At 64.8% G+C, this 25177-nt stretch carries 27 protein-coding genes; 21 read left to right on the top strand and 6 right to left on the bottom strand.

Annotated elements, in window-relative coordinates; translation table 11 throughout:
* The first annotated feature begins 29 nt into the window (after positions 1-29).
* The 16 genes from HDIA_RS08315 to HDIA_RS08240 all read left to right on the top strand — a co-directional run bounded on the left by HDIA_RS08315 (position 30) and on the right by HDIA_RS08240 (position 15556).
* A complete protein-coding gene (locus tag HDIA_RS08315) occupies positions 30-377 on the top strand; it encodes a DUF736 domain-containing protein (RefSeq protein WP_099555749.1) in 348 nt (115 codons plus the stop codon).
* A 3-nt stretch (positions 378-380) separates the two neighbouring features.
* A complete protein-coding gene (locus HDIA_RS08310) occupies positions 381-1145 on the top strand; it encodes a lytic transglycosylase domain-containing protein (protein ID WP_099555748.1) in 765 nt (254 codons plus the stop codon).
* 244 nt (positions 1146-1389) lie between these two features.
* Positions 1390-3129 carry a relaxase/mobilization nuclease domain-containing protein gene (locus tag HDIA_RS08305; protein ID WP_099555747.1) on the top strand — a complete coding sequence of 580 codons (1740 nt, stop codon included), beginning with the start codon at positions 1390-1392 and terminating at the stop codon, positions 3127-3129.
* 25 nt (positions 3130-3154) lie between these two features.
* Positions 3155-5137: a conjugal transfer protein TraG gene (locus HDIA_RS08300; RefSeq protein WP_099558776.1), complete on the top strand. Its 1983-nt coding sequence runs from the start codon at positions 3155-3157 to the stop codon at positions 5135-5137.
* Positions 5138-5145: 8 nt separating this feature from the next.
* Positions 5146-5580: a CopG family transcriptional regulator gene (locus tag HDIA_RS08295; RefSeq protein WP_099555746.1), complete on the top strand. Its 435-nt coding sequence runs from the start codon at positions 5146-5148 to the stop codon at positions 5578-5580.
* Between the two features lie 169 nt (positions 5581-5749).
* Complete coding sequence (trbB, locus tag HDIA_RS08290) at positions 5750-6733, top strand: P-type conjugative transfer ATPase TrbB (RefSeq protein WP_099555745.1); 984 nt, start codon at positions 5750-5752, stop codon at positions 6731-6733.
* Positions 6730-7062 (top strand): TrbC/VirB2 family type IV secretion system protein, encoded by a 333-nt coding sequence (locus tag HDIA_RS08285; RefSeq protein ID WP_099555744.1) that lies wholly within the window; start codon positions 6730-6732, stop codon positions 7060-7062. The genes trbB and HDIA_RS08285 overlap by 4 nt, the downstream gene beginning before the upstream one ends.
* Positions 7062-7343, top strand: coding sequence for a VirB3 family type IV secretion system protein (locus HDIA_RS08280; protein ID WP_099555743.1), 282 nt, complete (start codon positions 7062-7064; stop codon positions 7341-7343). The genes HDIA_RS08285 and HDIA_RS08280 overlap by 1 nt, the downstream gene beginning before the upstream one ends.
* Positions 7344-7355: 12 nt before the next feature.
* On the top strand, positions 7356-9812 hold the full coding sequence (trbE, locus tag HDIA_RS08275) for a conjugal transfer protein TrbE (protein ID WP_099555742.1): 2457 nt from the start codon (positions 7356-7358) through the stop codon (positions 9810-9812).
* Positions 9809-10579, top strand: a complete 771-nt coding sequence (gene trbJ, locus HDIA_RS08270) for a P-type conjugative transfer protein TrbJ (RefSeq protein WP_099555741.1) — start codon at positions 9809-9811, stop codon at positions 10577-10579. Before trbE ends, trbJ begins: the two co-directional genes overlap by 4 nt.
* 10 nt (positions 10580-10589) lie before the next feature.
* Positions 10590-10979 carry a putative entry exclusion protein TrbK-alt gene (gene trbK-alt, locus HDIA_RS08265; protein ID WP_099555740.1) on the top strand — a complete coding sequence of 130 codons (390 nt, stop codon included), beginning with the start codon at positions 10590-10592 and terminating at the stop codon, positions 10977-10979.
* Positions 10980-10983: 4 nt separating this feature from the next.
* Positions 10984-12348 (top strand): P-type conjugative transfer protein TrbL, encoded by a 1365-nt coding sequence (gene trbL, locus HDIA_RS08260; RefSeq protein WP_099555739.1) that lies wholly within the window; start codon positions 10984-10986, stop codon positions 12346-12348.
* The gene (trbF, locus tag HDIA_RS08255; RefSeq protein ID WP_099555738.1) at positions 12348-13031 is read left to right on the top strand and encodes a conjugal transfer protein TrbF; all 684 of its coding nucleotides are present in this window, start codon (positions 12348-12350) and stop codon (positions 13029-13031) included. Before trbL ends, trbF begins: the two co-directional genes overlap by 1 nt.
* On the top strand, positions 13028-14077 hold the full coding sequence (trbG, locus tag HDIA_RS08250; protein WP_099555737.1) for a P-type conjugative transfer protein TrbG: 1050 nt from the start codon (positions 13028-13030) through the stop codon (positions 14075-14077). The genes trbF and trbG overlap by 4 nt, the downstream gene beginning before the upstream one ends.
* A complete protein-coding gene (locus HDIA_RS08245) occupies positions 14074-15297 on the top strand; it encodes a TraB/TrbI/VirB10 family type IV secretion system protein (RefSeq protein WP_099555736.1) in 1224 nt (407 codons plus the stop codon). Before trbG ends, HDIA_RS08245 begins: the two co-directional genes overlap by 4 nt.
* 1 nt (position 15298) lies before the next feature.
* A complete protein-coding gene (locus HDIA_RS08240) occupies positions 15299-15556 on the top strand; it encodes a DUF2274 domain-containing protein (protein ID WP_099555735.1) in 258 nt (85 codons plus the stop codon).
* Between the two features lie 26 nt (positions 15557-15582).
* Here the strand turns inward: HDIA_RS08240 and HDIA_RS08235 are convergent, their stop codons facing one another.
* Positions 15583-16410, bottom strand: a complete 828-nt coding sequence (locus HDIA_RS08235; RefSeq protein WP_099555734.1) for an SDR family NAD(P)-dependent oxidoreductase — start codon at positions 16408-16410, stop codon at positions 15583-15585.
* Between HDIA_RS08235 and HDIA_RS08230 the strand changes: the two genes are divergently transcribed.
* Both HDIA_RS08230 and HDIA_RS08225 read left to right on the top strand, forming a co-directional pair.
* On the top strand, positions 16409-17092 hold the full coding sequence (locus HDIA_RS08230; protein WP_157775433.1) for a TetR/AcrR family transcriptional regulator: 684 nt from the start codon (positions 16409-16411) through the stop codon (positions 17090-17092). The genes HDIA_RS08235 and HDIA_RS08230 overlap by 2 nt on opposite strands.
* Complete coding sequence (locus tag HDIA_RS08225) at positions 17089-17553, top strand: nuclear transport factor 2 family protein (protein ID WP_099555732.1); 465 nt, start codon at positions 17089-17091, stop codon at positions 17551-17553. The genes HDIA_RS08230 and HDIA_RS08225 overlap by 4 nt, the downstream gene beginning before the upstream one ends.
* 33 nt (positions 17554-17586) lie before the next feature.
* Here the strand turns inward: HDIA_RS08225 and HDIA_RS08220 are convergent, their stop codons facing one another.
* The 5 genes from HDIA_RS08220 to HDIA_RS08200 form a co-directional block, all read right to left on the bottom strand.
* Positions 17587-18522: a LysR family transcriptional regulator gene (locus HDIA_RS08220; RefSeq protein WP_099555731.1), complete on the bottom strand. Its 936-nt coding sequence runs from the start codon at positions 18520-18522 to the stop codon at positions 17587-17589.
* Between the two features lie 121 nt (positions 18523-18643).
* Positions 18644-19360, bottom strand: coding sequence for an SDR family oxidoreductase (locus tag HDIA_RS08215; RefSeq protein WP_099555730.1), 717 nt, complete (start codon positions 19358-19360; stop codon positions 18644-18646).
* A gap of 54 nt (positions 19361-19414) precedes the next feature.
* Complete coding sequence (locus HDIA_RS08210; RefSeq protein ID WP_099555729.1) at positions 19415-20089, bottom strand: peroxiredoxin-like family protein; 675 nt, start codon at positions 20087-20089, stop codon at positions 19415-19417.
* A 104-nt stretch (positions 20090-20193) separates the two neighbouring features.
* Complete coding sequence (locus HDIA_RS08205) at positions 20194-21288, bottom strand: alkene reductase (protein WP_099555728.1); 1095 nt, start codon at positions 21286-21288, stop codon at positions 20194-20196.
* A 21-nt stretch (positions 21289-21309) separates the two neighbouring features.
* Positions 21310-21945 (bottom strand): glutathione S-transferase family protein, encoded by a 636-nt coding sequence (locus tag HDIA_RS08200; protein WP_099555727.1) that lies wholly within the window; start codon positions 21943-21945, stop codon positions 21310-21312.
* A 269-nt stretch (positions 21946-22214) separates the two neighbouring features.
* Between HDIA_RS08200 and HDIA_RS08195 the strand changes: the two genes are divergently transcribed.
* From HDIA_RS08195 to HDIA_RS08185, 3 genes are all read left to right on the top strand, one after another.
* On the top strand, positions 22215-23099 hold the full coding sequence (locus HDIA_RS08195) for a LysR family transcriptional regulator (RefSeq protein ID WP_099555726.1): 885 nt from the start codon (positions 22215-22217) through the stop codon (positions 23097-23099).
* A 118-nt stretch (positions 23100-23217) separates the two neighbouring features.
* Positions 23218-23988, top strand: a complete 771-nt coding sequence (locus tag HDIA_RS08190) for an enoyl-CoA hydratase/isomerase family protein (protein WP_099555725.1) — start codon at positions 23218-23220, stop codon at positions 23986-23988.
* Positions 23989-24098: 110 nt separating this feature from the next.
* Positions 24099-24905 (top strand): SDR family NAD(P)-dependent oxidoreductase, encoded by an 807-nt coding sequence (locus HDIA_RS08185; RefSeq protein ID WP_099555724.1) that lies wholly within the window; start codon positions 24099-24101, stop codon positions 24903-24905.
* The last annotated feature ends 272 nt before the right edge of the window (positions 24906-25177 follow it).

Below are 25177 nucleotides of genomic sequence, written 5' to 3'. Positions count from 1 at the left end.
AATCTCACCGCGATCCCAAGGAGAAAATCATGTCCCTGATCGGTCAATTCACACGCGACGAGTCCGGCTTCATCGGACACTTGGAAACACTGCTGCTGCACCAGGACATCATCATCATTCCGGCCGAGCCGTCCGACGCTGAGAATGCCCCAGATTTCCGCGTGCACGTCTTCGATGGCATGAACAACGAACCCCGCGCTGAACTCGGCGCGGGTTGGAAGCGCACCGGCGAGAAGGCCGGCGAGTACGTCGCGCTGCAACTCGACGATCCATGCTTTCCGCAGCCGATCCGCGCCAATCTGTTCCAGTCGGCCGACGACAAGTCTGCCTGGGGCCTGTACTGGAACCGCCCGCCCAAGCGCGGCGAGCGGGATTGAGCAATGCCGGCCCGCCGCATTCGCGCTGTCGTCGGACGGTTTCCCACCGTCCGGCGCACAGCCTTCCTTCTCCTTTCCGGCCCGTTCATCGCCTTGCCGCTGGCCGTTCCGGCCTCAGCCCAGAACGCGCCGATAGAGCGCGCATCACCCAGCGATCCCTATGCCGGCCATATCGCCGACGCCGCGCGCCGGTTCGGCATCCCGGAGGCGTGGATTCGAGCGGTCATGCGCGTCGAGAGCCGCGGTGATGTGCGCGCGATCTCGCCCAAGGGCGCGATGGGCCTGATGCAGATCATGCCCGCCACATGGGCGGATCTGCGCGCTCGACATGGTCTCGGCGGCGATCCCTACGACCCGCGCGACAACATCATGGCGGGCGCTGCGTATCTGCGCGAGGTGCACGATCGCTACGGCTCGCCGGGCTTTCTGGCAGCCTACAATGCCGGTCCCGGCCGCTACGAAGAATACCACGCGACCGGGCGCCAACTACCGGCGGAAACGCGCGCCTATGTCGCCGCTCTCGCACCGATCATCGGCGGCGGCGATCTTTCTGCCCCCGTTGCGGTGGCGACGGCCGATCCGCTCGCCTGGACCCGTGCGCCGCTCTTCATCGTGCAGGTCGACAGCAGCGCGGGTGCAGTCCAACGGCAGCACGACGTCGATCCGGCTGAACCATCTGCGCAGGAGTCCGCGCGCGATCCGGTACTGCCTGCACCGCGATCGGACGGCCTATTCGTGGCGCGAACCGATAGTGCGGGGCCGCGATGAGGGGCTTCGCACTTGATGCGGCATTGTCGGGCTCTGGCGTGGATTTGGCGTCAGAGGCGGGAAGAGCAGGCAGCACAACCGAACGATGGCGAGATAAAAGCGCGCGAGGTGCGGCTTGGTGCGGTCGTGTGTTTTCAGGGGCTTATGGCGCATCGGCGCGAGGTGCGCCTGATCGGCGCAGCCTGCGCATCCTCCATTTCGCCAAGGTTTTCCGCGCGTTTGCGCGATGTGCGGAGCCTCGGCCATGAGCGGTGAGGACGATTTCCGTATCCGGCCGGGCCGCATCCGATCCACGCGCGCACAACAGGCGCGGCCCTTCATCGCCCAGGCGCTCGCCGCCGCCCAGCGCGCCGGCGGCAGCGTCTCGCGCTCAGGCAAGATCAGCTCGGGCAACCGCTCGCGGTTCGGCCGCGGCCAGCGCGCCACGGTGCAGGCCAATCGTCTGCTCACCAGCCGATCGCGCAACACGGTGATCAAGACCCGCGTCGTCCGGCACACCGCTCGGGCCGCGCCGCTCTCCGCCCACCTCAGCTATCTCCGGCGCGAGGGCGTCACCCGGGATGGAGAGAAGGCCCGGCTCTTCGGGCCGGAGACCGAAGACGCCGATCCCAAGGCCTTCGCCGAGCGGACCCAGGACGACCGGCATCACTTCCGGTTCATCGTCTCGCCGGAGGATGCGAGCGAGATGTCCGACCTCAGGACCTATGCCCGCGACCTGATGGGGCAGATGGAGAAGGACCTCGGCACCAAGCTCGACTGGGTCGGCGTCGATCACTGGAACACCGATAATCCGCACGTCCATATCATCCTGCGCGGGCGCACCGATGACGGCCAGGACCTCGTCATCTCGCGCGACTACATCAAGGAAGGCATGCGCGCCCGCGCACGGGATCTCGTCACCCAGGAGCTGGGGCCGCGCACCGATCACGAGATCCGCCGCAATCTGGAACGGCAGATCGACGCGGAACGCTGGACCAATCTCGACCGCCAGCTTGCCCGCGACAGCTATCGCACCGGCGTCGTCGATCTTGCCCCGCACTCCGACCGCCAGCCCGACGAATTCCACGCGATGAAAGTCGGCCGGCTGCGGAAGCTGGAGACGCTCGGCCTTGCTGATCAGGTCGGCCCCAGTCAGTGGGTCGTGTCCGAGAATGCCGAGGCGACGCTGCGCGAGCTGGGCGAACGTGGCGACATCATCAAGCGCATTCATCGTGGCCTCACCGAGCGCGGCATCGAGCGCGGCGCCGCCAGCTATGTACTGGCCGGCGAAAGCCTCGACGATCCCGTCGTCGGCAGGCTGGTCGATCGCGGTCTCGACGACGAGCTGAAGGGCACGGCCTACGCCGTGGTCGATGGAACGGATGGACGCACCCATCACATCAAGCTGCCCGACCTCGACGCCGCCGGGGACAGCGCGCCCGGCTCGATCGTTGAGCTACTCAAATTCGACGACGCGCAGGGACGCAGGCGGGTCGCGCTCGCCGTCCGCTCCGATCTCGACATCGAACGGCAAGTCAACGCGACCGGCGCGACCTGGCTCGACCGGCAGGCGATCGCCCGCGATCCCATCGCGCTTGGCGGCGGCGGTTTCGGCGCCGAGGTGCGCCAGGCGATGGACCGCCGTGCCGACCATCTCGTTGGTCAGGGCCTCGCCGAGCGGCAAACGCGCGGCGTCAGCTTCTCGCCGGGACTAATCGACACGCTGCGGCAGCGCGAGGTGGACGCCCTCGGCGAAAAGCTCGCGACCGAGACCGGCCGACAATTCTCCAAGGCCGCGACGGGCGAGTATGTGGCGGGCACCTATCGCCAGCGCTTCGCGCTCGCTTCCGGCCGCTTCGCCATGATCGACGACGGCCTCGGCTTCCAGCTCGTGCCCTGGTCGCCGTCCCTCGAACGCCGGATCGGTCAGCACGTCTCCGGCGTGTCGCGCGGCGCCGGCGGCGTCGACTGGAGCTTTGGCCGCAACCGCGGCCTCGGCATGTAGCCCAACCAAGAAAGGAATGCCCGCCATGTCGGCGACCAAGATCCTCTGGGGCCAGATCCTTACCGTCTGCCTGATCGTCCTCATGACGACCTGGGCGGCGACGCAGTGGACGGCCTACCGTCTTGGCTTCCAGCCACAGCTTGGACATCCATGGTTCGAACTGGCCGGCTGGCCGATCTACCATCCGCCCGCCTTCTTCTGGTGGTGGTATTTCTACGATGCCTATGCACCGCCAATCTTCATTGAGGGCGCCTATATCGCGGCGTCCGGCGGCTTCATCTCCATCGCTGTCGCGATCGGCATGTCCGTCTGGCGAGCGCGTGAAGCCAAGAATGCCGAGACCTTCGGCTCCGCCCGATGGGCCGTTGCCGGCGAAGTGCGCGCCGCCGGCCTGCTGGACGCGGATGGCGTCGTGCTCGGGAAGTTCGATCGCGACTATCTCCGCCATGACGGTCCCGAGCATGTGCTGTGCTTTGCACCCACGCGGTCCGGCAAGGGCGTCGGCCTAGTCGTGCCGTCGCTGTTGACCTGGCCGGGCTCCGCCATCGTCCATGACATCAAGGGGGAGAACTGGACGCTCACCGCCGGCTATCGGGCACGGCATGGTCGCGTGCTGCTGTTCGATCCGACCAATACGAAGTCGGCCGCCTACAATCCATTGCTCGAGGTGCGCCGCGGCGAGTGGGAGGTCCGCGACGTCCAGAACATCGCCGACATTCTGGTCGATCCGGAGGGGTCGCTGGAGAAGCGCAATCACTGGGAGAAGACCAGCCACGCATTATTGGTCGGCGCCATCCTGCACGTCCTCTACGCCGAGGCCGACAAGACCCTGGCGGGCGTCGCCGCCTTCCTCTCCGATCCGAAGCGGCCGATCGAGTCGACACTGGCCGCCATGATGAAGACAGCCCACCTTGGCGAAGCCGGCCCGCATCCGGTGATCGCCAGCGCCGCGCGCGAGCTGCTCAACAAATCGGACAACGAGCGGTCGGGCGTGCTGTCCACCGCCATGTCGTTCCTCGGCCTCTATCGCGATCCTGTCGTCGCCGAGGTTACACGTCGCTGCGACTGGCGCATCGTCGATATCGTCGGCGGCAAGCATCCGACCACCCTCTACCTCGTGGTGCCGCCGTCGGACATCAACCGGACCAAGCCGCTGATCCGTCTGATCCTCAATCAGATCGGCCGGCGGCTCACGGAGGATCTGAAGGCGAACGGCAACCGCCATCGCCTTCTCCTGATGCTCGACGAATTTCCGGCCCTCGGCCGCCTCGACTTCTTCGAGAGCGCACTTGCCTTCATGGCGGGATACGGCCTCAAAGCCTTCCTCATCGCGCAGTCGCTGAACCAGATCGAGAAGGCCTATGGGCCGAACAATTCGATCCTCGATAACTGCCATGTGCGCGTCAGCTTCGCGACCAATGACGAACGGACCGCCAAGCGTGTCTCGGACGCGCTCGGCACCGCGACCGAGATGCGCGCGATGAAGAACTATGCCGGTCATCGCCTGTCGCCCTGGCTCGGCCACATGATGGTCTCGCGCTCGGAAACAGCCCGGCAACTGATGACGCCCGGCGAGATCATGCAACTTCCGCCGTCCGACGAAATCGTCATGGTCGCCGGCACCCCGCCGATCCGCGCGAAGAAGGCGCGATATTATGAGGATCGCCGGTTTCAGGAGCGCATCTTGCCGCCGCCGAACCTCGTCAAGTCGACGACGGCTCGGCCGGACGACTGGAGCACGTTGCCCCTTCCGGTGACGCCGGCGGTGGCGGCGGCGACCGGCGGCGGATCGGAAGACGAGGACACGACCGAGTCCGAGCGCCGGCACCAGCCGGAACTGAACCGCTCAAAACCCGTCGAGCCTAAGCAACCCATCGAAAACGAGTTCGAGATCGATCCCCGCGATGACGCCGAGGAGGACGCCGCACGCCTCTCGCGCATGAATCAGACCATGCGCCAGGTGGCACGCCAAGCATCGCTCGACCCCGGCGACGGCATCGATCTTTAGGAGGCACCATGGCAAAGCCTCCCAAAAAACAGCGGCTGTCTGTGTATCTCGAACCGGATGTTATGAAGGCGCTCGCGGCGCACGCCGCCCGGCGCGATCAATCCCTCTCGCTGATCGCGGAAGCCGGGATCGCCTCTTTCCTCTCGCCTGACGCTGCCGAACGCCAGGAGGCGGCAACGACGAAGCGGCTCGATCAGCTCGACCGACGAATGGCGCGTATGGAGCGCGACCTTGGCATCGCCGTCGAAACGCTGGCCGTGTTCATCCGCTTCTGGCTGACGACGAACCCACCGCTACCCGAGCCCGCCCAGGCTGCGGCGCGCGCCAAAGCCGGCGAGCGCTACGAGGCATTCGTCACAGCGCTCGGCCGCCGACTCGCTCACGGGCCGAAGCTTCGGCAAGAGATTTCGGAGGACATCGCGCCCGCGCACGACGCGGATTAATCACGACCGCGTCCATCGCGAGTATTCCGGCGTTCCGCCGTTTCCCTGTATTTGTACGCCACAGTACGATGACCACATTATGGTTGTTGTCAGGCCATGATTTCTGCCTCCTCTACTCATCCCCGATCCAGGGCCGCACTTCGCGGACCCGCAAGAGAACGGGGACGACGTGGCGGCAACTCACCAGAAATCGGAGGCGATCCTTCGCGGTGCCCGCATGCTGCGCACGGCCCTCGGGCCGGCGATCGCCCGCTTTCTGGAAGACCCCGCGATCGTCGAGGTGATGCTCAACCCCGATGGGCGGCTCTGGGTCGACCGGCTTTCCGAAGGGCTTTCCGACACGGGTGAGTTGCTGTCGCCTTCGGACGGCGAGCGCATCATTCGCCTGGTCGCCCATCATGTCGGCGCCGAGGTCCATCCCGGCGCTCCGCGTGTCTCGGCCGAGCTGCCCGAGACGGGCGAGCGGTTCGAGGGGCTTTTGCCGCCGGTGGTGTCCGCGCCGGCCTTCGCGATCCGCAAGCCCGCCGTCGCCGTGTTCACGCTCGACGATTATGTGGCCGCCGGGATCATGGCTGCGGATCAGGCCGAGACGCTGCGCCGGGCGGTCGCCGACCGCCGCAACATCCTCGTCGCCGGCGGCACATCCACCGGCAAGACCACCCTCACCAACGCCTTGCTAGCCGAGGTCTCCAAGACCTCGGACCGCGTCGTCCTGATCGAGGACACGCGCGAGCTGCAATGCGCCGCGCCGAACCTTGTCGCGATGCGGACGAAAGACGGCGTCGCCTCGCTCTCCGATCTGGTTCGCTCCTCGCTGCGCCTGCGGCCCGATCGCATTCCGATCGGCGAGGTGCGCGGGGCCGAGGCGCTCGATTTGCTCAAGGCCTGGGGCACCGGCCACCCCGGCGGCGTCGGAACGATCCACGCCGGCACCGCCATCGGCGCGCTGCGGCGCATGGAACAGCTCATCCAGGAAGCCGTCGTCACCGTCCCGCGCGCGCTGATCGCCGAGACGATCGATCTGGTCGCCGTCCTGTCCGGCCGAGGCGCCTCGCGCCGGCTTGCCGAACTCGCCCGCATCGAGGGCCTCGGCCCCGACGGCGACTACCGCGTCACCCCCGCAAGCCAGCCCCTCACAGGAGACCCGTCATGATCCAGCATGCTTTGCGCATCCGCCGCCACATCGCCACGGCGGTGTCCGTCAGCTTTCTCACGCTGGCGCTCGCGCCGGCCGCCCACGCCTCCGGCTCGTCGATGCCCTGGGAAGCGCCCCTGCAATCCATCCTCGAATCGATCGAGGGACCGGTGGCCAAGATCATCGCCGTGATGATCATCATCATCACCGGCCTGACGCTCGCCTTCGGCGACACGTCCGGCGGCGCGCGGCGGTTGATCCAGATCGTGTTCGGCCTGTCGATCGCCTTCGCCGCATCGAGCTTCTTCCTGTCGTTCTTCTCGTTCGGCGGCGGAGCGCTCGTCTGATGGCCGACGGCGCGGACCATGGCGGCGAGCTGCCGGGCTTCTCGGTTCCGGTCCATCGGGCGCTGACCGAGCAGATCCTACTCGGCGGCGCCCCGCGTTCGATCGCGATCCTCAACGGCACACTCGCCGCCGCACTCGGGCTCGGCCTTCGCCTCTGGCTGGTCGGCCTTGGCCTCTGGGCCTTGGGGCACTTCGCAGCCGTCTGGGCTGCCAAGCGCGATCCGCAGTTCGTCGACGTCGTGCGCAAGCATCTGCGCATCCCCGGCCACCTGTCGGTCTGAGGAGGAACGACGATGATGAACCTCGCTGAATATCGCAACCGCAATACCCGGCTCGCCGACTTCCTGCCCTGGGTAGCGCTGGTCGGCGAAGGGATCGTGCTGAACAAGGACGGCAGCCTGCAGCGCACCGCGCGCTTCCGCGGCCCCGACCTCGACAGCGCCGTGCCGGCCGAGCTGGTCGCCGTCGCCGGCCGGCTCAACAACGCCTTTCGTCGCCTCGGCTCTGGCTGGGCGATCTTCGTCGAGGCGCAGCGCCACGGCGCCGCGACCTATCCTGCCAGCATGTTCGCCGACAGCGCTTCCGCGCTGGTCGACGCCGAACGCAAGGCCGACTTCGAGGAAGCCGGCGCGCATTTCGAGTCCAGCTACTTCCTCACCTTTCTCTATCTCCCGCCGGCCGAGGATGCGGCCCGTGCCGAGACCTGGCTCTACGAGGGCCGCGATCACGTCGGTGTCGATTGCCACGAGATCCTGCGCGGCTTCGCCGACCGCACCGATCGCATTATCCAGCTCATCGACGCCTTCATGCCGGAATGCGCCTGGCTCGATGACGGCGAGACGCTGACCTATCTGCACTCAACCGTCTCGACGAAGCGGCATCGCGTCCGCGTGCCCGAGACGCCAATATATCTCGATGCGCTGCTCGCCGATCAGCCGCTCACCGGCGGGTTGGAGCCCAGGCTAGGCGACGCGCATGTCCGCATCCTCACCATCGTCGGCTTCCCGACCGCGACCACGCCGGGCATTCTCGATGAGCTGAACCGACTGGCCTTTCCCTATCGCTGGTCGACGCGGGCCGTCCTCCTCGACAAGACCGATGCCACCAAGCTGCTGACCAAGATTCGGCGGCAATGGTTCGCCAAACGCAAATCGATCGCCGCCATCTTGAAGGAGGTGATGACAAACGAGGCCTCCGCCCTCGTGGACACCGATGCGGCGAACAAGGCGGCCGACGCCGACATGGCGCTGCAGGAACTGGGCGCCGACTATGCCGGCCAGGCTTATGTGACCGCCACCATCACCGTCTGGGACGACGATCCTCGCATCGCCGCCGAGAAGCTCCGGATGGTCGAGAAGGTCATCCAGGGCCGCGACTTCACCGCCATGCCCGAGACCATAAACGCGGTCGATGCCTGGCTCGGCTCACTGCCGGGCCATGTCTACGCCAATGTCAGGCAACCGCCGATTTCCACGCTCAATCTCGCCCACATGATCCCGCTGTCGGCGGTATGGGCGGGACCGGAACGGGACGAGCACTTCGATGCACCCCCGCTGCTTTACGGCAGAACCGAAGGCTCGACCCCGTTCCGGCTTTCCATCCATGTCGGCGATGTCGGCCATACGCTGATCGTCGGCCCAACCGGCGCCGGCAAGTCGGTGCTGCTGGCGCTGATGGCGTTGCAGTTCCGGCGCTATCCGCAGAGCCAGGTTTTCGCCTTCGACTTCGGGGGATCGATCCGCGCCGCCGCGCTCGCCATGCGCGGCGACTGGCATGATCTCGGCGGCGGCCTGACCGAAGGCACCAACGACAGCGTGTCTCTTCAGCCGCTCGCCCGCATCGACGACGTCGCTGAACGCGCATGGGCCTCCGACTGGCTGATCGCCATCCTCGGGCGCGAGAGCGTGCCTGTCACGCCTGAGGTCAAGGAGCATCTCTGGTCTGCGCTCTCATCTCTGGCCTCCGCGCCGGTCTCCGAGCGCACGCTGACAGGCCTGTCCGTCCTGCTCCAGTCCAACGACCTGAAGCAGGCGCTGCGACCCTATTGCGTCGGCGGCCCCTACGGCCGTCTTCTCGACGCTGAGGCCGAGCATCTCGGCGAGGCGAAGGTTCAGGCATTCGAGACCGAAGGGCTGATCGGCACCGGCGCTGCCGCCGCCGTGCTCGCCTATCTCTTCCACCGCATCGAGGACCGGCTCGACGGGCGGCCCACGCTGCTGATCGTCGACGAGGGTTGGCTGGCGCTGGACGATGAGGGCTTCGCCGGTCAGCTCCGCGAGTGGCTGAAGACGCTGCGCAAGAAGAACGCCAGCGTCATCTTCGCGACGCAGTCGCTGTCGGACATCGACGGCTCGGCGATTGCGCCGGCGATCATCGAGAGCTGCCAGACCCGCATCCTGCTCCCCAACGAACGCGCGATCGAGCCGCAGATCACCGCCATCTATCGCCGCTTCGGTCTCAATGATCGTCAGATCGAGATCCTCGCTCGGGCGATGCCCAAGCGCGATTACTACTGCCAGTCCCGGCGGGGCAACCGGCTGTTCGAGCTGGGCCTGTCGGACGTGGCGCTCGCGCTCTGCGCCGCGTCCTCGAAGCAGCACCAGGCGCTGATCGCCGAGGTTCATGCCCGCAGCGGCACCGACGGGTTCCTCGGCGAGTGGCTTGCCGAGAACCGGCTTGGCTGGGCGGCAGACCTGATCGCTGACCTCACCAACGTCACCCCCCAAACCGATCCGGAGGCACACTCATGACTCGTTCCGTTCGTTCCCGCTCGCGCGCGCTGCGTATGTCCGCGGCGCTGTTGACCACGTCGATCGCGCTCTCGCCGATCTTCACCACGCCCGCCACCGCGCAGTGGATCGTCTACGATCCGACCAACTATGCGCAGAACGTCCTGACGGCGGCGCGCACTCTGCAGCAGGTCAATCAGCAGATCACCCAGCTTCAGAACGAAGCCACCATGCTGATCAACCAGGCCCGCAATCTCGCGAGCCTGCCATATTCCTCACTCCAGCCGCTTCAGCAGTCGGTGCAGCGCACACAGCAGCTTCTGCAACAGGCCCAGGGCATCGCCCTCAACGTCCAGCAGATCGACCAAGCATTTCAGACCACCTATGGCAACGCGTCGATGTCCGCGTCCGATCAGGCGCTCGTGGCCGGCGCGCGCAAGCGCTGGCAGAACACGGTCGGAGGCTTGCAGGACGCGATGCGCGTCCAGGCCGGCGTCGTCGGCAACATCGATACCAATCGCAACGAGATGTCGGCTCTGGTCGGCCAGAGCCAGGGCGCGACCGGCGCCCTGCAGGCGACGCAGGCGGGCAACCAGCTTCTCGCTCTACAAGCGCAGCAGCTTGCGGACCTGACCGCAGTCGTCGCCGCAAACGGCCGAGCGCAGAGCCTGTACGAGGCCGAGCGCGCCGCCGCGGCCGAGCAAGGACGCGAGCAGCGGCGTCGGTTCCTGACGCCGGGCACCGGCTACCAGCCGGGCAACGCCCGCATGTTCCCGAACGGCAACTGAGGATACGGCCATGGACGGCAAGATGCTGGCCCGGCTTGGCGCTGTCGTGTTCGTGGCCGTCGCGATCACCGCGACCGCGATCGAAATGAACCGCAAAGAGGAAGTGCAGGAGGCGTGGCCGGCTGGCCGGACCACCCAAGCGCAAGGCGATCCGTTGCACGACGAGCTGATCCGCTGCCAGACGCTCGGCGAAGCGGGCCCGCGCGATCCGGCGTGCCTGCGGGCCTGGGCCGAGAACCGCAACCGCTTCCTCGCCCCCGGTGCGCGACCCGTCGAGCGGCTGCCGGATGTACCACCAGCGCCGCGTGGCGACCTCACCCCCCAATCGGGCCACTATGATCCGCCGATCTTGGCGCCCGCCGCACCGATCGCGCCGTCTCAGCTCGACGAGGCGAGATAACATCATGGGCGGCACCGGCGTTATCGACCATTTCCTTGAGGTCTTCACCCGCTACATCGACAGCGGATTCGGGTTGCTCAGCGGCGAAGTCGCCTTCATCGCCACGACGCTGATCGTCATCGATGTGACGCTGGCGGCGCTGTTCTGGTCCTGGGGCGCCGACGACGACATTCTGGCGCGTCTGGTGAAGAAAACTCTGTTCGTCGGGGTGTTCGCCTACATCATCGGCAACTGGAACAACCTGGCCCGCATCGTCTTCGAGAGCTTCGCCGGCCTCGGCCTGAAGGCCAGCGGCACAGGCTTCACGACCGCCGATCTGCTCCGCCCCGGCAAGGTGGCCCAGACTGGCCTCGATGCCGGACGTCCGCTCCTGGAATCTATCTCCGGCCTGATGGGCTACTGGTCGTTCTTCGAAAACTTCATCCAGATCGCCTGCATGTTTTTGGCCTGGGCGCTGGTGTTGCTCGCCTTCTTCATCCTCGCCATCCAGCTTTTCGTCACCCTGATCGAATTCAAGCTGACGACACTCGCCGGCTTCGTACTGATCCCGTTTGGCCTGTTCGGCAAGTCGGCCTTCATGGCCGAACGTGTGCTTGGGAACGTCATCTCGTCCGGCATCAAGGTGCTGGTGTTGGCCGTCATCATCGGCATCGGCTCCACCTTGTTCTCCGAGTTCACCGCTGGCTTTGGCGGTGCCACGCCCTCGATCGACGAGGCGATGGCCATCGTGCTCGCCGCACTATCGCTCCTCGGTCTCGGCATCTTCGGTCCCGGCATCGCCAGCGGCATTGTCTCCGGCGGCCCCCAACTCAGCGCCGGTGCGGCGGTCGGTACAGGTCTAGCGGCCGGCGGCATGATCGCCGCCGGAGCGGGCGCGGTCGGCGCCGCCGCATCTGGCGGCGCGGCCCTTGCCGGAGGCGCAGCAGCCGCGGCCCGGGGCGGTGCCGCGATGGCGGGTGGCGCATCCACTGCCTACAGCCTCGGCGCAGCCGGCCAGTCCGGTGTCAGCGGCGTCGCGTCGGGCCTTGGCGGTGTAGCCCGCGCTGGCGGCAGCGCAGCGGTCTCACCACTGCGCCGTGCCGCGTCACGCGCCGCCGAGAGCATGCGCTCCAGCTTCAATGCTGGCGGCAAGGCCGCGTTCGAGGCCACCGGCGGCTCCTCGACCCTGGGATCGGTTGGCGGCGACGCAGCCGGCGACGGCGGCGGCTCGGCCGCTTCGGCACCCACCGGCGGACCGCCCGCATGGGCGCAGCGTATGCGCCGCTCCCAACGCATGACCCACGCCGTCCAGGCGACCGCCCATGCCGTGCGCTCCGGTGACGCTCATGGCGGCGGCTCCTCCGTCAATCTCTCCGAAGGCGACCGCTGATGTTCAAACGACCCTCTACTCACTATGGCAAAGCCCCCGAACCCGAGACGCCCTACCAGCGCGCCGCACAGGTCTGGGACGAGCGCATCGGCGCCTCGCGCGTCCAAGCGAGGAACTGGCGGCTGATGGCCTTCGGTTCGCTGATCCTCTCCGCTGGCTTCGCAACCGCGCTGGTCTGGCAATCGGCGCGCGGCACAATCGTGCCCTGGGTGGTGCAGGTCGACCGGCTCGGCCAGGCGCAGGCCGTGGCGCCTGCTGTTGCCGACTATCGTCCGACCGACCCCCAGATCGCCTTCCACTTGGCGCGCTTCATCGAGCAGGTCCGCTCGATCCCGGCCGATGCCATCATCGTGCGGCAGAACTGGCTGCGCGCCTACGACTTCACGACCGACCGCGGCGCGGCGGCGCTCAACGACTACGCGCGGGCCAACGACCCGTTCACCAAGGTCGGCCGCCAGCAGATCGCCGTCGAGGTCTCCAGCGTCATCCGCGCGTCTCCGGACAGCTTCCGTGTCGCCTGGGTCGAGCGCCGTTACGAGAACGGCCAACTCGCAACGACCGAACGCTGGACCGCGATTCTGACGATCGTCGTGCAGGTCCCGCGCAACGCCGACCGGCTCAGGGCGAACCCGCTCGGCATCTACGTCAACGCCATCAACTGGTCACGGGAGCTTGGGCAATGAAGCCGTTTTTCCGTAAAGCCGGAAACCCGGCTTCACACAATTCCACAGTCCCGGCTTGCCGCCGAGGCGCATTGCCGCTTCTGCTGCTGGCCACGTCAGCGCTTTCCGGTTGCGCCACCACCAATCCTCCGCCGGAAATCTCCTACGACAACGCCGCGCCTGCGGTCCAGACGGCGGATCCCCCAGCGCCGGTAACAGTCGTGGAACTGCCGCGGCCCCTACCGCTGCCCGGGCAGATGAAACCGGTCGAGCGATCTCGTCAGACACCCGAACCGACCGATCCGACAGCGCGGGTCAACCAGGCCAATGCTGCAGCCCGCATTCAGCCAGTGCGCGACGGCTTCATCAACTCGATGCAGGTCTACCCCTTCACCCAAGGCGCGCTCTATCAGGTCTACGCCGCCGTCGGGCAGATCACCGACATCGCGTTGCAGCCCGGAGAGCAGCTCGTTGGCTCCGGCCCGGTCGCCGCCGGCGACACGGTGCGCTGGATCATCGGCGACACCCAGAGCGGTGCCGGGCCGACACTTCAAGTCCATATCCTGGTGAAGCCGACCCGGCCGGACCTGATGACCAACCTCGTTATCAATACCAACCTGCGCACCTATCACATGGAGCTGCGCTCGACCGAGCGGACCTATATGGCGTCGGTCTCCTGGCAGTATCCGCAAGACCAGCTCATCGCGCTGCGCCGTCAGAACGCCGAGGCGCAAGCCGCCCAGCCGGTCGCGAGCGGGGTGGACCTCGCAAACGTCAATTTCCGCTACGCGATCGAGGGCGACCGTGCGCCGTGGAGGCCGCTGCGCGCCTTTGACGATGGCCGGCAGGTCTTCATCGAGTTCCCACGCGACATCGGCCAGGGTGAGATGCCGCCACTCTTCGTTGTCGGTCCGGAGGGGAACACCTCGGAGCTGGTGAACTACCGGGTTCGCGGCCACCACATGATCGTCGATCGGCTCTTCGCCGCCGCCGAGTTGCGGTACGGCTCCGGCAACCGCCAGAAGCGCGTTCGGATCGTGCGCACCGATGGGAGACCGGCGTCGTGAGCGAGACGGAGTCCCGGAAAGAGGAAGGGCCGGACGAGGAGGCTCGGCCGTTGACTGGCGAGCCCGTCGGTCCCGCGCAGATGCGGCTGCGCGCCGAACCGCCTCGCGTCACTCGACTGTCGCGAAAGGTGCTGGCCGGTCTCGGCCTGGTCGCGAGCGTCGGGATCGGCAGTGCGCTTATCTATGCGCTGCAAACCCGCGATGGCGGTCGGCCCAACGAGGAACTTTACTCGACCGAGAACCGCTCCACGGCCGATGGGATCGCCGGTTTGCCGCGGGACTACAGCGGCGTGCCCCAGCTCGGCCCGCCGCTTCCCGGCGACCTTGGCCGTCCCATCCTCGGAGCGCAGAACCGCGGCCAGCCCGTAACAACGCCCGGTGTCGCCGCGCCCAATCCCGGTCTCAGTCAGGAAGAGCAGCGGCGCATTCAGGAACTGGAATCGGCACGCACGGCGCGGCTGTTCGCTTCCACTGAAACCCGGACGGTGGCTGTGACACCGTCCCAGGCAACACCCAGCGCGGAACCGATGCCTGATCTCACCAGCCTCGGGCTGGCCCCGCCGCCGGCGACGCCCACGGCGCAGGATCGGCAGAACGCGTTTCTCAATGCGGCCGCCGATCGGCGCACAGTTGCTGCCGATCGCGTTGCCGCGCCGGCGTCGCCCAACATCCTTCAGGCTGGCGCTGTGATTTCCGCCGCGCTGATCACTGGGATCCGATCAGACCTTCCCGGTCAGATCACGGCTCAGGTGACCGAGAATATCTACGACAGCCCGACGGGCCGCATCCTTCTCGTGCCACAGGGCACGCGGGTGATCGGACAGTATGATAATAACGTCCAGTTCGGGCAGAGCCGTGTGCTTTTGGTCTGGAACCGGCTGATCTTCCCCAACGGACGGTCGATCGTTCTCGAGCGTCAGCCAGGCGCTGACGCCGAGGGCTACGCCGGCCTACATGATGGCGTCGACTACCACTGGTGGGACCTCGCCAAGGCAGCGGGCCTCTCGACCTTGCTCAGCGTCGGCGCCGAACTCGCCATGGACGATGACGATCGACTGATCCAGGCGATCCGCAACGGCGGTCAGGATACGATCAATGATGCAGGGCAGCAGATCGTTCGACGCCAGCTCAATGTCGCACCGACGCTGACGATCCGACCCGGCTTCCCGGTGCGCGTGATGGTGACCCGCGATCTCGTTCTCGAGCCCTACGGAGGCTGACATGACCAAGCTGAAGCTCGGCGCCATCTCCGACGATAAGCCCGTCAAGGTGACCGCCGAGTTGCCTGCCGCCGTCTATCGCGATCTCGTCGCCTATGCCGCGGTCCATGGCCGCGAAACGGGCCAGCCCGTTTCCGACCCTGCGCGGCTGATCGCGCCGATGATCGAGCGCTTCATCGCCACCGACCGCGGCTTCGCGAAGGCGAGGCGTGCCACACGACCGCGGAGCCAGGAACAGCTCCATGACGGAGGCTCCTGACGCCACTGAGGCATATTGCGATTGGATCAGGCGCGGCCCGAACCTTGCGCGGCCTTCGAGACGTCCTCCCAAGTTTCCCAAGTCTTCATCCGCTCACCGTAAATCTGTCGGAGCATGGAGAGATTATCACCGAGGATCAGGCGCAGAGGCGGATTCTCGAAATCCACGACATGCGCGATAGCCGGCCAGGTGGCCGCCGGATCTCCAAGCATCTCGGCTGTCAGCATTTGCGCGAGATCGTCTCGGACCTTGTTGTAGATCGCCATAGGCGCTGCGGTCTTGAGCGAAGTGCCGCTCAGGAAATCGGTCGCGTAGGCGCCCGGCTCGATGATCGTCGTGCGAACACCGAACGCCCCCACCTCGGCCGCCAAGGCTTCGGCGAAGCCTTCGATCGCGAACTTCGTCGCCTCATAGATCCCGGCAGTCGGCACCGCTACCAGCCCAGCCAAGCTCGACACGGGCAGAATGTGGCCGCTGCCCTGTTGGCGCAGGAACGGCAACGCAGCCTGAACAAGGGAAATCGTACCGAACACGTTCGTCTCGAAGATCGCCTTCATCTCGGCGAAGCTCGTCTCCTCGACCGCGCCCATCAGGCCGTAGCCGGCATTGCTCAGGATTACGTCAAGCCGGCCAAAGTGACGATGCGCACTGGCCACGGCCTCGAACACCGCGTCGCGGTCGGTCACGTCGAGCCGCAGCGGCAGCACCAACTCTCCGAACCGCGTGACGAGATCGGCGATTGCGTCGGGATTGCGCACCGAAACGGCGACCCTGTCGCCGCGGGTCAGCGCACCCTCCGCCCAAAGTCGGCCGAAGCCCCGTGCCGCGCCCGTGATGAACCAGGTCTTGCTCATGAACAATATCCTCCGGTCGGCCGATGCCGACGCTCTGACGATTTTAGTTAATGTGTCAGCTACTGTTATTGACAAAACACGTCAATATGTCAGGATGTCAATCATGGATGATCCTGCAACTATTCGTCGGTCGAACATCGTCGCAGCCGCGACGCCGATCTTTTTGCGATACGGCTTCGCCCGCACCACAATGGCCGACATCGCGAAGGTTTCCCGCCTGACGCGCCCGACGCTCTATCTGACGTTCCCGGACAAGGAATCGGTGTTCCAGGCGGTCGTCGAAACGATGATCGAAGCGAAGATGACGCAGATCCGGCAGGGCATTTCGGATCTGGCATCCTTCGAAGAGAGGCTGCTCTATGCCTGCAATGCCTGGGCGGCCGAGGGTTATGAACTGGTCCAAGCGCATCCCGATGCGCAGGACATGTTTGATCTCGGCTTCAAGTCGGTCTGCGCCGGCTATCAGGCATTCGAGGATCTGATCGCGGACATTATCTGCCAACCCGCTCAGCGGTCGGCCGTCGATATGCCGTCCGCCAAGATTGCCCGCTCCATTGTTTACGCCCTCAAGGGCTTCAAGGACATTGCGGCTGACGGTGCGGACCTTCGCGCCCTGATCGCGACGCATGTCGCCGTGGTCAGCGCAGCCTTTTCAACCACCAAGAGGATACGCTCCAAGTGACTTTCCCCGTTTCAATATCGCTTGAGGAAGCCGCCGACCGGCTCGCCATCCGCCAACTCATCGACGCCTACGCCCACTGCGCCGACCGTCGCGACGCAAAGGGCCAGATGGCGCTCTTCGCCACCAACACAGTCTTCGAGGTGTATATGGACAGCCGAGCGCCCGAGCCCACGCAAAAGCTGTCCGGTCGCGACGCGCTCGCGCCGGTTTTCGACAACCTCAACAGCTATCACGCCACCACGCATTTCAACGGCCAGAGCACTATTCAGATCGACGGCGTTGCCGCGACGGGAGAGAGTTACTGCATCGCCCACCACCTCACGGTCGAAGGCGAGAAGCGGACGCTGATGGTGGCGTCGATCCGCTACCTCGATAAGTTCGCCAAGCAGGACGGGGCCTGGCTGTTTGCCGAGCGCAAACTCATGGTCGACTGGACCGATACACGCGGCTCTGTAGCCTAAATCCACGGTTCATCGAACTGCTTGTGCACCTTGCTACGCCTTGTAGGGCAGGTCCGCGAGCTTCTCCGGGCAGTCGGAGGCGATCGACCGCGCGATCTCCACCAGGCCGGTCAATGCCGGATTGGTGTTCGCCTCCGACCATATTGCGCTCGAGGGAAGTTCCTCGGCGCTGTCGGCCACAGCGCGGAAAACGACGCCCTCGACCGTCAAACCGAGAGCGGAGGTGCTTGTGAGGGTCAGCCCGTAGCCGATGGCCACCAGATTCAACAGGCTCTCTCGGCCGACGTCGTGAACGTCGATGCTTGGTCGAAAGCCAATTCCCGCAATTTTGGCCACGAGATAATCCTGGATCTCGGGTCCCGGGCCATTGCTGCTCACAATGAACGGCTCGCTGCGAATCTCATCCCAGCGTAATTCATCCTTGGAAGCCAGAGGGTGCGATTTCGGGAGAACGACAAAAATTCGTTCCTTCCAGAGCACCTCGGCCTTGTGACGCGGCAGGTTAGGCAGGCCGGTCACAAATGCGATGTCCAACTCTCCGGTCGCGAGGCGATGCAAATTGGTTTCCGCCGTGCTCTCGTGCAACACGGCTTTGACCTGGGGGAAGCGACTTCGAAATTCCTTCAGTGTCAAATGGAGAAAGCCGGCGGCCAGCGACGCCAGAATTCCAATCCTAAGTTCGCCGTTGTGCGGACCGTTCCTCGCTGAAGACAGCCGGATCGCACGACGAAGCTGGTCTACGCCGGGCACCGCCTCCTTGAGGAAATTCTCCCCCGCATGGGTCAGCCGCACGCCACGAGAATCGCGGTTGAAGAGCGCGAAGCCCAACCGCCGCTCAAGAAGCTGAATACGACGCGTCACCGTCGACTGCGATATGTTCAAGGCGATCGCTGTCTGGCGGAAACTCCCGTGCTCAACTACCGCAATCGCGTAGCGCAGATATCGAAGATCTAGCGCTAGATCCGGCATTGTAGGAAAGCATCACTAGCGCGGGCTGATCGGAAGATCTCGGGCGCAGGTAGGATACAATTCCGGCCACTCGGCAACAGACGGTGGTGTTGCCTGAGAGGCGGCCCGACAACTGGACTACTCATAGGAGGGCCTTGCCAACCGATGCGCCGCCATCGACGTAGAGCGTTTGCCCAGTGATGAAAGCTGCGTCGTCGGAGAGCAGGAATGCGATAGCGGCGGCAATCTCGTCCGGCCGACCGAAACGAGCCATCGGCACAGCCGATAAGTAACGTCGCTCGCCCTCGCTGCCGGGCAAGTTGTTGGCACGAAACAACTCCGTCTCGGTCGGGCCAGGGGCTACGGCATTGACCGTAATACCCGTTGTGGCGAGTTCCAGCGCCCAACCGCGAGTGAAGCTGACCAATGCTGCTTTTGCCGCCGCATATGCGGTGCGCTCGACGCTGCCGAGGATCGTAAGGCTGGAAATATTGACGATCCGACCCCACCCACGATCTTTCATACTGGGCAGGATAGCTTGAACGCTTTGCAGAGCCGGGTGCAGGTTGACGCGCAGGACATCCTCGAGCGCGGATATATCAACCGCTCCAAGCCGCTGTGGCCGCACCAAACCAACATTGTTTACTACGCCGTCAAACGCGAAGCGGCGGGTAAGATCGGCCAACGCCGCGTCCGTCGCCCCGGTGTCAGCCAAATCGATCAGCTCCAACGTGCCTGGAAAGCCGGAGATCGGCTGTCGCGCAACACCAACGACATGGTGGCCCGCCCCAGAGAGACGATGAGCAAGCGCAAGGCCGATGCCCTTGCTAGCGCCGGTTACAAGGAAAGTACGGGACATTCATGGGCCTCATGTTGTTGGCCCCAATCGCAAGAGCGGCCGGGGCGTTGAGAATCAGGCGACTTCGTTGGCGGCGCGACGGAGCGCCGGCAGCATGTCTTCAGGCTCTGGGCGGCGGGTGTAGTCCGGGTTGACTTCGGCGTAGAGGATTGTGCCGTCTTGGCCGATGACGTAGCGGGCCGGCATCGGCAGCGTCCAACTTGGGTCGCCGTTGAAGGCCGGCAGGTCGTTCTTGAGCGTTTTATAGAGGTCGATCAGATAGTCGGGCATCTGGAAGCGCAGGCCAAAGGCGGCCGCAACATCGTTGTGCGTATCGGACAGGATCGGGAAGCTAAGTTCATTCTGGCGAATAGACTTGCGGCTGTTCGCCGCCGTTTGCGGTGAAATCGCCACAAGGCTAGCGCCCAGCTTCTGAAATTCGGGAAGCGCCTCTTGAAGAGCCTGAAGCTCCATATTGCAGTAGGGGCACCAGACGCCGCGATAGAAGCTCAGCACAAGCGGTCCCTTGGCGAGAAGCTCGCCGGAGGCCACGGGCTTACCTTCGGGATCGTTGAGCGTGAAGGCCGGCGCTCTGTCGCAGGCCTTGAGGGCGCGGGTGGCCGCCCCGGAAGCGATCAGCTCGGCGGTGGCGCGCTGCATCGTCTCGATCACAGAGCGGGAGACATTGTAGGGCGGCTTGCCCGCCTGAAAATCGGCCTTGAAGGCGTCGAGTTTGGCTTGAAGGGTCATGGCGTTTCACCTCGGGGTGGCAGGATGCAAATGAGATGGGCCATTCCGACGGAACGATGTAGATAGCTTCGGCGACTATCCATCATTCCTCGCCGGAATAGGGATTAGGCTGCGTGGCTGTGGAAGGGATAATCGGTGTAGCCACGCGCATCGCCGCCATAGAACGTCGTGCGGTCGTAGGGGGTAAGCGGCAGACCCACGCGCAGTCGTGCCGCTAAGTCCGGATTGGAAATGAAGGCGCGGCCGAACGCGACGGCATCGGCATCGCCCGCTTCGAGGATCGCCTCTGCGCTTGGGCCGTCGAAACCGCCGGCCGCAATCAGCGTTCCGCCGAAGATCGGACGTAGATGTTTCGCAGCAACAGGCTCGGCCTCCGCGATCAGCTCAGTGCCCCTGATGCGCGGCTCGACAACATGAAGGTAGGCAATGCCCATCTCATCGAGTTTCGCCGCCGCATAACCGAAGGTCGCCTCCGGATCACCGTCTGACATCGAGCCATAGGTGCCGCTAGGGCTGAGCCGCACGCCGACCCGATCAGCCCCGACAGCGTCGATCGCGGCGTGTGTCACTTCCAGCAGGAAGCGGGCGCGGTTCTCGATTGCGCCGCCATACTCGTCAGTTCGCTTGTTCGTGCCGTCCTGCAGGAACTGGTCGGGAAGATAGCCGTTCGCCCCGTGCACTTCGACACCATCGAAACCGGCCTCCCTGGCGCGGGCTGCGCCAGCGCCGAACTGCGCAACGATCTCCCGGATTTCATGTCGCTCCAGTGCTCGCGGCATTGAGAAGGGCACGGCGCCATGCACTGAATAGCCATAGCCGTCCGCCTGGATGGCAGAGGGCGCAACCGGCTCCTCACCGTTCGGTTGGATGTCTGGATGAGATTGGCGGCCGACATGCCAGAGTTGCATGATAATCTGTCCGCCACGCGCGTGCACTTCGTCGGTGATCGCACGCCAGCCCTCGATCTGGGCATCGTCATAGATGCCAGGGGCGCCAGCATAACCATAGCCCTGACGCGAGATCGGCGTAGCTTCTGAGATGATGAGGCCGCCCTCAGACGTGCGTTGCCCATAGTACTCGCGCATTAGCGCATTAGGCCGGTCACCGGAATCGGAACGCATCCGAGTGAGCGGGGCCATGACAACGCGATGGCCGAGCGACAGCGCTCCCGCACGCAGGGGCGTAAAAAGTTTGGACATGGTGAACTCCCTCGGGAAAGGTCAGGCTTGGGGGACGAGGGCGTTGACGCGGCCGATTGCGCGCTGGACGGCGGGGCGCGACGCCACGTTCTCGTACCAGCGGGCGACATGGGGCGTTTCATCGAGCGTCACGCCGGCAAATTCACGCCGCCACAGCCAGCCAAAATGAGCGATGTCGGCAATGGTGAAATCGTCTCCTGCGACGAAACGGCGATCGGCGAGCACACCGTTCAACACCGCCAGCGTCCGGTTCGCCTCCGACGAGAAGCGCTGGAGGGCGAGCGGCTGCGGCTCGGTCGCCTGACGCTGGAAGAAACCAGCCTGGCCGAATGCCGGACCCAGGCCCGAGGCGTGAAAGAAGAGCTGCTCGAACACGCGCGCCCGGGGCGCTCCATCGGGGGGCAGCAGCCTGCCCGTCTTCTCCGCGAGGTAGACCAAGATTGCCGCCGACTCGGACAGCACTAGCCGCCCCCCTGCCGCATCGGGATCGACCAGCACCGGGACCTTCGCGTTCGGATTCAAGGCGATGAAGTCGGACGCCTTCTGCTCGCCCTTGCGTACGTTGACCCCGTTGAGGGTGTATTCAAGCCCTAGCTCTTCCAGGGCGATCGGCACCTTGATGCTGTTGGGCGTGGCGAAGGCATAAACGTCGAGCATGGTCATTGTCCCTTGAAGGACAGCCTTGGCCACCCGCGCAAAATTGGGGTGGCAAGCGCTATGAGCGCCGGAAGAGACTGCCGCTGATCTGAAAGGCGAGAAATCCGTCCAGAACGGCGGCCCCGGATGACGCCCGTATTGGCCATGCCATCATTGTCCGAACTCTCGCTTCGCCACGGCTAATCCGAAGCGTGATCGTAGAATGGCTCTCTTCTCATCGACATGGCAGGCCACTTAAGGTAATAATGTCTATTCCAGAGAGGAATGGCATGGATCGATATCAGGCAATGGCAACCTTCATACGGGTGGTGGAGACGGGCTCCTTTTCCGCTGCTGCCCGGCATCTCAATGTTGGTCAGCCCGCCGTGTCCAAGACGATCGCGCAGCTTGAAAACCGGTTGCAGGTCAGCCTGCTGAATCGTTCCACCCACGGCCTCACGCCAACTGAGGCAGGTCAGCGCTACTATGAGCGTGCCCGAGCCGCGATTGCAGAAGCCGATGAGGCTGAACTCGCTGCCAGGGGCGCCGGCACGGGACTGTCTGGACGCCTCCGTGTTTCGGCGGCGACAACTTTCGCCCGGCTGCATATTCTGCCCCAACTTCCACGGTTCCTTGCCGATCATCCAGAGCTGGGTATCGATGTCATCCTCGATGACCGCATCATCGACCTTGTCGCCGAAGGTGTGGATCTGTCGCTCCGAATGGGCGACCTAACGGATTCAACAGCCGTTGCTCGCAAGCTGGCAACTGGTGGTCGCTCTGTTCTCGCGACGCCCGCGTATCTCGAAAAATCGGGTGAGCCTTGCAGTCCTGCTGATCTCGCGGAACATGAAACCGTAATATACAGTCAGCTCCCCAATGTGTGGTCATTCACACGCGACGGCACAGAAATATCCGTTGCGGTTCATGGACGTGTGCGTGTTAGCGCGGCAGAGGGACTACGCGCCGCCGTCCTGGCCGATATGGGCCTGACCATCGCCTCAGACTGGATGTTTGGGCCCGAACTGGCGACCGGCGCTATCAGAAAGGTGCTGAGTCCTTGGGAGTTGCCGGCTATTGATCTTTGGGCGGTGTTCCCGAGCGGCCGAATGGCCAGTGCCAAGGCTCGTGCGTTCGCGCTCTTCGTGGAGGCGGTGATGGCGGAAGGGGAATAACCCCTGATATTCTCCAAGGGAATAAGCGTTATCGCTACGTGACGCCGTCCGTCACTCGACGGAATAGCCTACTTGATCCTCAGCCGGCCCAGAGCCGGCTCCAGCTAGGATTCAAGCAATGGCCAAATTTGACACTTACAGTAACTCCTTCCCCAACGCCCGCCTGACCCGCAAGCCCAACGGCGTACTCGAAGTCGCTTTGCATACCGATGGCGGCAAGCTGGTCTTCGACGGCCACGCCCACGAACAGTTCGTGGACCTGTTCCATGCGATTGGCGAGGATCGCGATAACCGCGTCGTGATCCTGACCGGATCGGGCGACGCCTTCATGGATGCGATCAGCCCCGAAGGCTTCGATTTCTTCACCCCCCAGGGCTACGACAAGATTCTGCGCGAAGGGCGCAAAGTGCTCAGCAATATCCTCGACATCGAGGTGCCGATGATCGCCGCGCTCAACGGCCCGGTGCTGCTCCACAGTGAATATGCGCTGCTGACGGACATCGTCTTGGCGACGCCGGAGACCGTATTCCAGGACAAGCCGCACTTCGAGTTCGGCATCGTGCCCGGCGACGGCGTCCATATCCTCTGGCCGGAAGTTATCGGATCGATCCGCGGCCGCTACTTCCTCCTGACCAGGCAGGTGCTCGACGCCGAGACTGCCAAGGACTGGGGTGTCGTCAATGAGATTGTGCCGGCGGATCGTTTACTTGCTCGCGCGCATGAGATCGCGGACGGCATCGCCGCGCTGCCGCCACTCACTTCCCGTTACACACGGATCGCGCTGACCCAGCGGCTGCGGCGCCTCGTCGAAGAAGGCACCGGCTATGGCCTGGCGCTGGAGGGCATCAGCGCGGCGGAAGTCGCACGCAGCATGAACGCTCAGGGCTGAATTCTCGGTGGCCGCTTGGCGCAGAAAACCAAGCGGCCAATTCGCTGCAATAGCGTCATGACGCCAGCGACTTCCACACCATCACTCACGACAACCATTGGAGCGAACGCATGAACATCACTGGCAAACGCGTCCTGGTCACAGGCGGATCGAGCGGTATCGGGCTCGCTCTCGCCCAAGCCTTCCTGGCCAAGGGCGCAAAGGTGGCCGTCAGCGGACGTCGCCCACAGGTGGTCATGACCGCTGTCCGATCGCTCCAAGCTGACGGCGCCGAGATACATGGCATCGTTGCCGACGTTGCGACAGCAGAGGGGCGTGCCGCTACACTGAAGCAAGCGCTAGCCGCTCTGGGCGGGCTCGACATCCTGATCAATAACGCCGGTGGCGTCAGGGCCGGCCGGCTGGAGAACACCTCGGAAGCTGATATTCAGGCCATGATCGACGTTGACCTCGTCGCGCCAATTCTACTGACAAGATCAGCACTGCCAGCGTTGAGATCGAGCGGTGACGCGATGGTCGTGAATATCTCGTCCGGTCTCGCTCTGGTCGGCGCGCCGTTCTACGCGACTTACGCGGGAGTCAAAGCCGGACTCGCCCGCTTCGGCGAAGCGCTGCGGCGCGAGCTTAAAGGCGAAGGTATCCATGTGCTCACCGCGTATCCCGCCGGGACTGACACGCCTATGATGAAGTCGAACCGCGCCGGTCCCGAACTCGGGTTCTCCCTGGAGTCTGCTGGCGCCGTTGCCGCCGCCATCCTCGACGGCATCGCGAGCGGCGCGTTCGACATTGTTCGCGGTGGCGAAGCCCGTGCCCAGATGATCGCGCTCAACCGCGAGAACCCGTCTGCCGTGGACGACCGATTCCTTGGACTGAAGGAAAGCCTTGAGGAAGCGGTGAGGGACCACTCGGCCCTTTGAGGTCGAGGGCACACTCGAAGTTTTCAATTGCGGTCGCCGTGAAGGCCGGCGGCGACGTCGACGTACGCTCCCCTCAACGGCGCCGGATTCTCTGGAAGAGATGGTGCGGGTGGCCGGAATCGAACCGACACTCCTTGCGGAACCGGATTTTGAAGGGAGTCGTGTCTTGCGCAGGCCTCCGCCTTGTCGCGAGTCTCGCACCTTCTGAGTTCGTCTATCTCCGCTACTCGCCCCTATGCTGCGCCTAGCCAAGGGAAACCCGCCGATGTGTA

This window comes from Hartmannibacter diazotrophicus, assembly GCF_900231165.1.
GTDB classification, from domain to species: domain Bacteria; phylum Pseudomonadota; class Alphaproteobacteria; order Rhizobiales; family Pleomorphomonadaceae; genus Hartmannibacter; species Hartmannibacter diazotrophicus.
Note: the sequence above shows the minus strand (reverse complement) of the source record. Positions and strands in the feature narration are given on the sequence as shown.

Excerpts from the sequence above, each read along its gene's own strand:
- HDIA_RS08200 (WP_099555727.1), bottom strand. The coding sequence starts at position 21,945 with ATGCTCGACGTTTATGCCTTCGCCACGCCCAACAGCATCAAGGTGCCG.
- HDIA_RS08230 (WP_157775433.1), top strand. The coding sequence starts at position 16,409 with ATGAACAATATCCTCCGGTCGGCCGATGCCGACGCTCTGACGATTTTA.
- HDIA_RS08205 (WP_099555728.1), bottom strand. The coding sequence starts at position 21,288 with ATGTCCAAACTTTTTACGCCCCTGCGTGCGGGAGCGCTGTCGCTCGGC.
- HDIA_RS08190 (WP_099555725.1), top strand. The coding sequence starts at position 23,218 with ATGGCCAAATTTGACACTTACAGTAACTCCTTCCCCAACGCCCGCCTG.
- HDIA_RS08185 (WP_099555724.1), top strand. The coding sequence starts at position 24,099 with ATGAACATCACTGGCAAACGCGTCCTGGTCACAGGCGGATCGAGCGGT.
- HDIA_RS08210 (WP_099555729.1), bottom strand. The coding sequence starts at position 20,089 with ATGACCCTTCAAGCCAAACTCGACGCCTTCAAGGCCGATTTTCAGGCG.
- HDIA_RS08240 (WP_099555735.1), top strand. The coding sequence starts at position 15,299 with ATGACCAAGCTGAAGCTCGGCGCCATCTCCGACGATAAGCCCGTCAAG.
- HDIA_RS08315 (WP_099555749.1), top strand. The coding sequence starts at position 30 with ATGTCCCTGATCGGTCAATTCACACGCGACGAGTCCGGCTTCATCGGA.
- HDIA_RS08235 (WP_099555734.1), bottom strand. The coding sequence starts at position 16,410 with ATGAGCAAGACCTGGTTCATCACGGGCGCGGCACGGGGCTTCGGCCGA.
- HDIA_RS08300 (WP_099558776.1), top strand. The coding sequence starts at position 3,155 with ATGTCGGCGACCAAGATCCTCTGGGGCCAGATCCTTACCGTCTGCCTG.
- HDIA_RS08215 (WP_099555730.1), bottom strand. The coding sequence starts at position 19,360 with ATGTCCCGTACTTTCCTTGTAACCGGCGCTAGCAAGGGCATCGGCCTT.
- HDIA_RS08195 (WP_099555726.1), top strand. The coding sequence starts at position 22,215 with ATGGATCGATATCAGGCAATGGCAACCTTCATACGGGTGGTGGAGACG.
- trbE (WP_099555742.1), top strand. The coding sequence starts at position 7,356 with ATGATGAACCTCGCTGAATATCGCAACCGCAATACCCGGCTCGCCGAC.
- trbF (WP_099555738.1), top strand. The coding sequence starts at position 12,348 with ATGTTCAAACGACCCTCTACTCACTATGGCAAAGCCCCCGAACCCGAG.
- HDIA_RS08220 (WP_099555731.1), bottom strand. The coding sequence starts at position 18,522 with ATGCCGGATCTAGCGCTAGATCTTCGATATCTGCGCTACGCGATTGCG.
- trbG (WP_099555737.1), top strand. The coding sequence starts at position 13,028 with ATGAAGCCGTTTTTCCGTAAAGCCGGAAACCCGGCTTCACACAATTCC.
- trbK-alt (WP_099555740.1), top strand. The coding sequence starts at position 10,590 with ATGGACGGCAAGATGCTGGCCCGGCTTGGCGCTGTCGTGTTCGTGGCC.
- HDIA_RS08305 (WP_099555747.1), top strand. The coding sequence starts at position 1,390 with ATGAGCGGTGAGGACGATTTCCGTATCCGGCCGGGCCGCATCCGATCC.
- trbL (WP_099555739.1), top strand. The coding sequence starts at position 10,984 with ATGGGCGGCACCGGCGTTATCGACCATTTCCTTGAGGTCTTCACCCGC.
- HDIA_RS08280 (WP_099555743.1), top strand. The coding sequence starts at position 7,062 with ATGGCCGACGGCGCGGACCATGGCGGCGAGCTGCCGGGCTTCTCGGTT.
- HDIA_RS08310 (WP_099555748.1), top strand. The coding sequence starts at position 381 with ATGCCGGCCCGCCGCATTCGCGCTGTCGTCGGACGGTTTCCCACCGTC.
- trbJ (WP_099555741.1), top strand. The coding sequence starts at position 9,809 with ATGACTCGTTCCGTTCGTTCCCGCTCGCGCGCGCTGCGTATGTCCGCG.
- HDIA_RS08295 (WP_099555746.1), top strand. The coding sequence starts at position 5,146 with ATGGCAAAGCCTCCCAAAAAACAGCGGCTGTCTGTGTATCTCGAACCG.
- HDIA_RS08285 (WP_099555744.1), top strand. The coding sequence starts at position 6,730 with ATGATCCAGCATGCTTTGCGCATCCGCCGCCACATCGCCACGGCGGTG.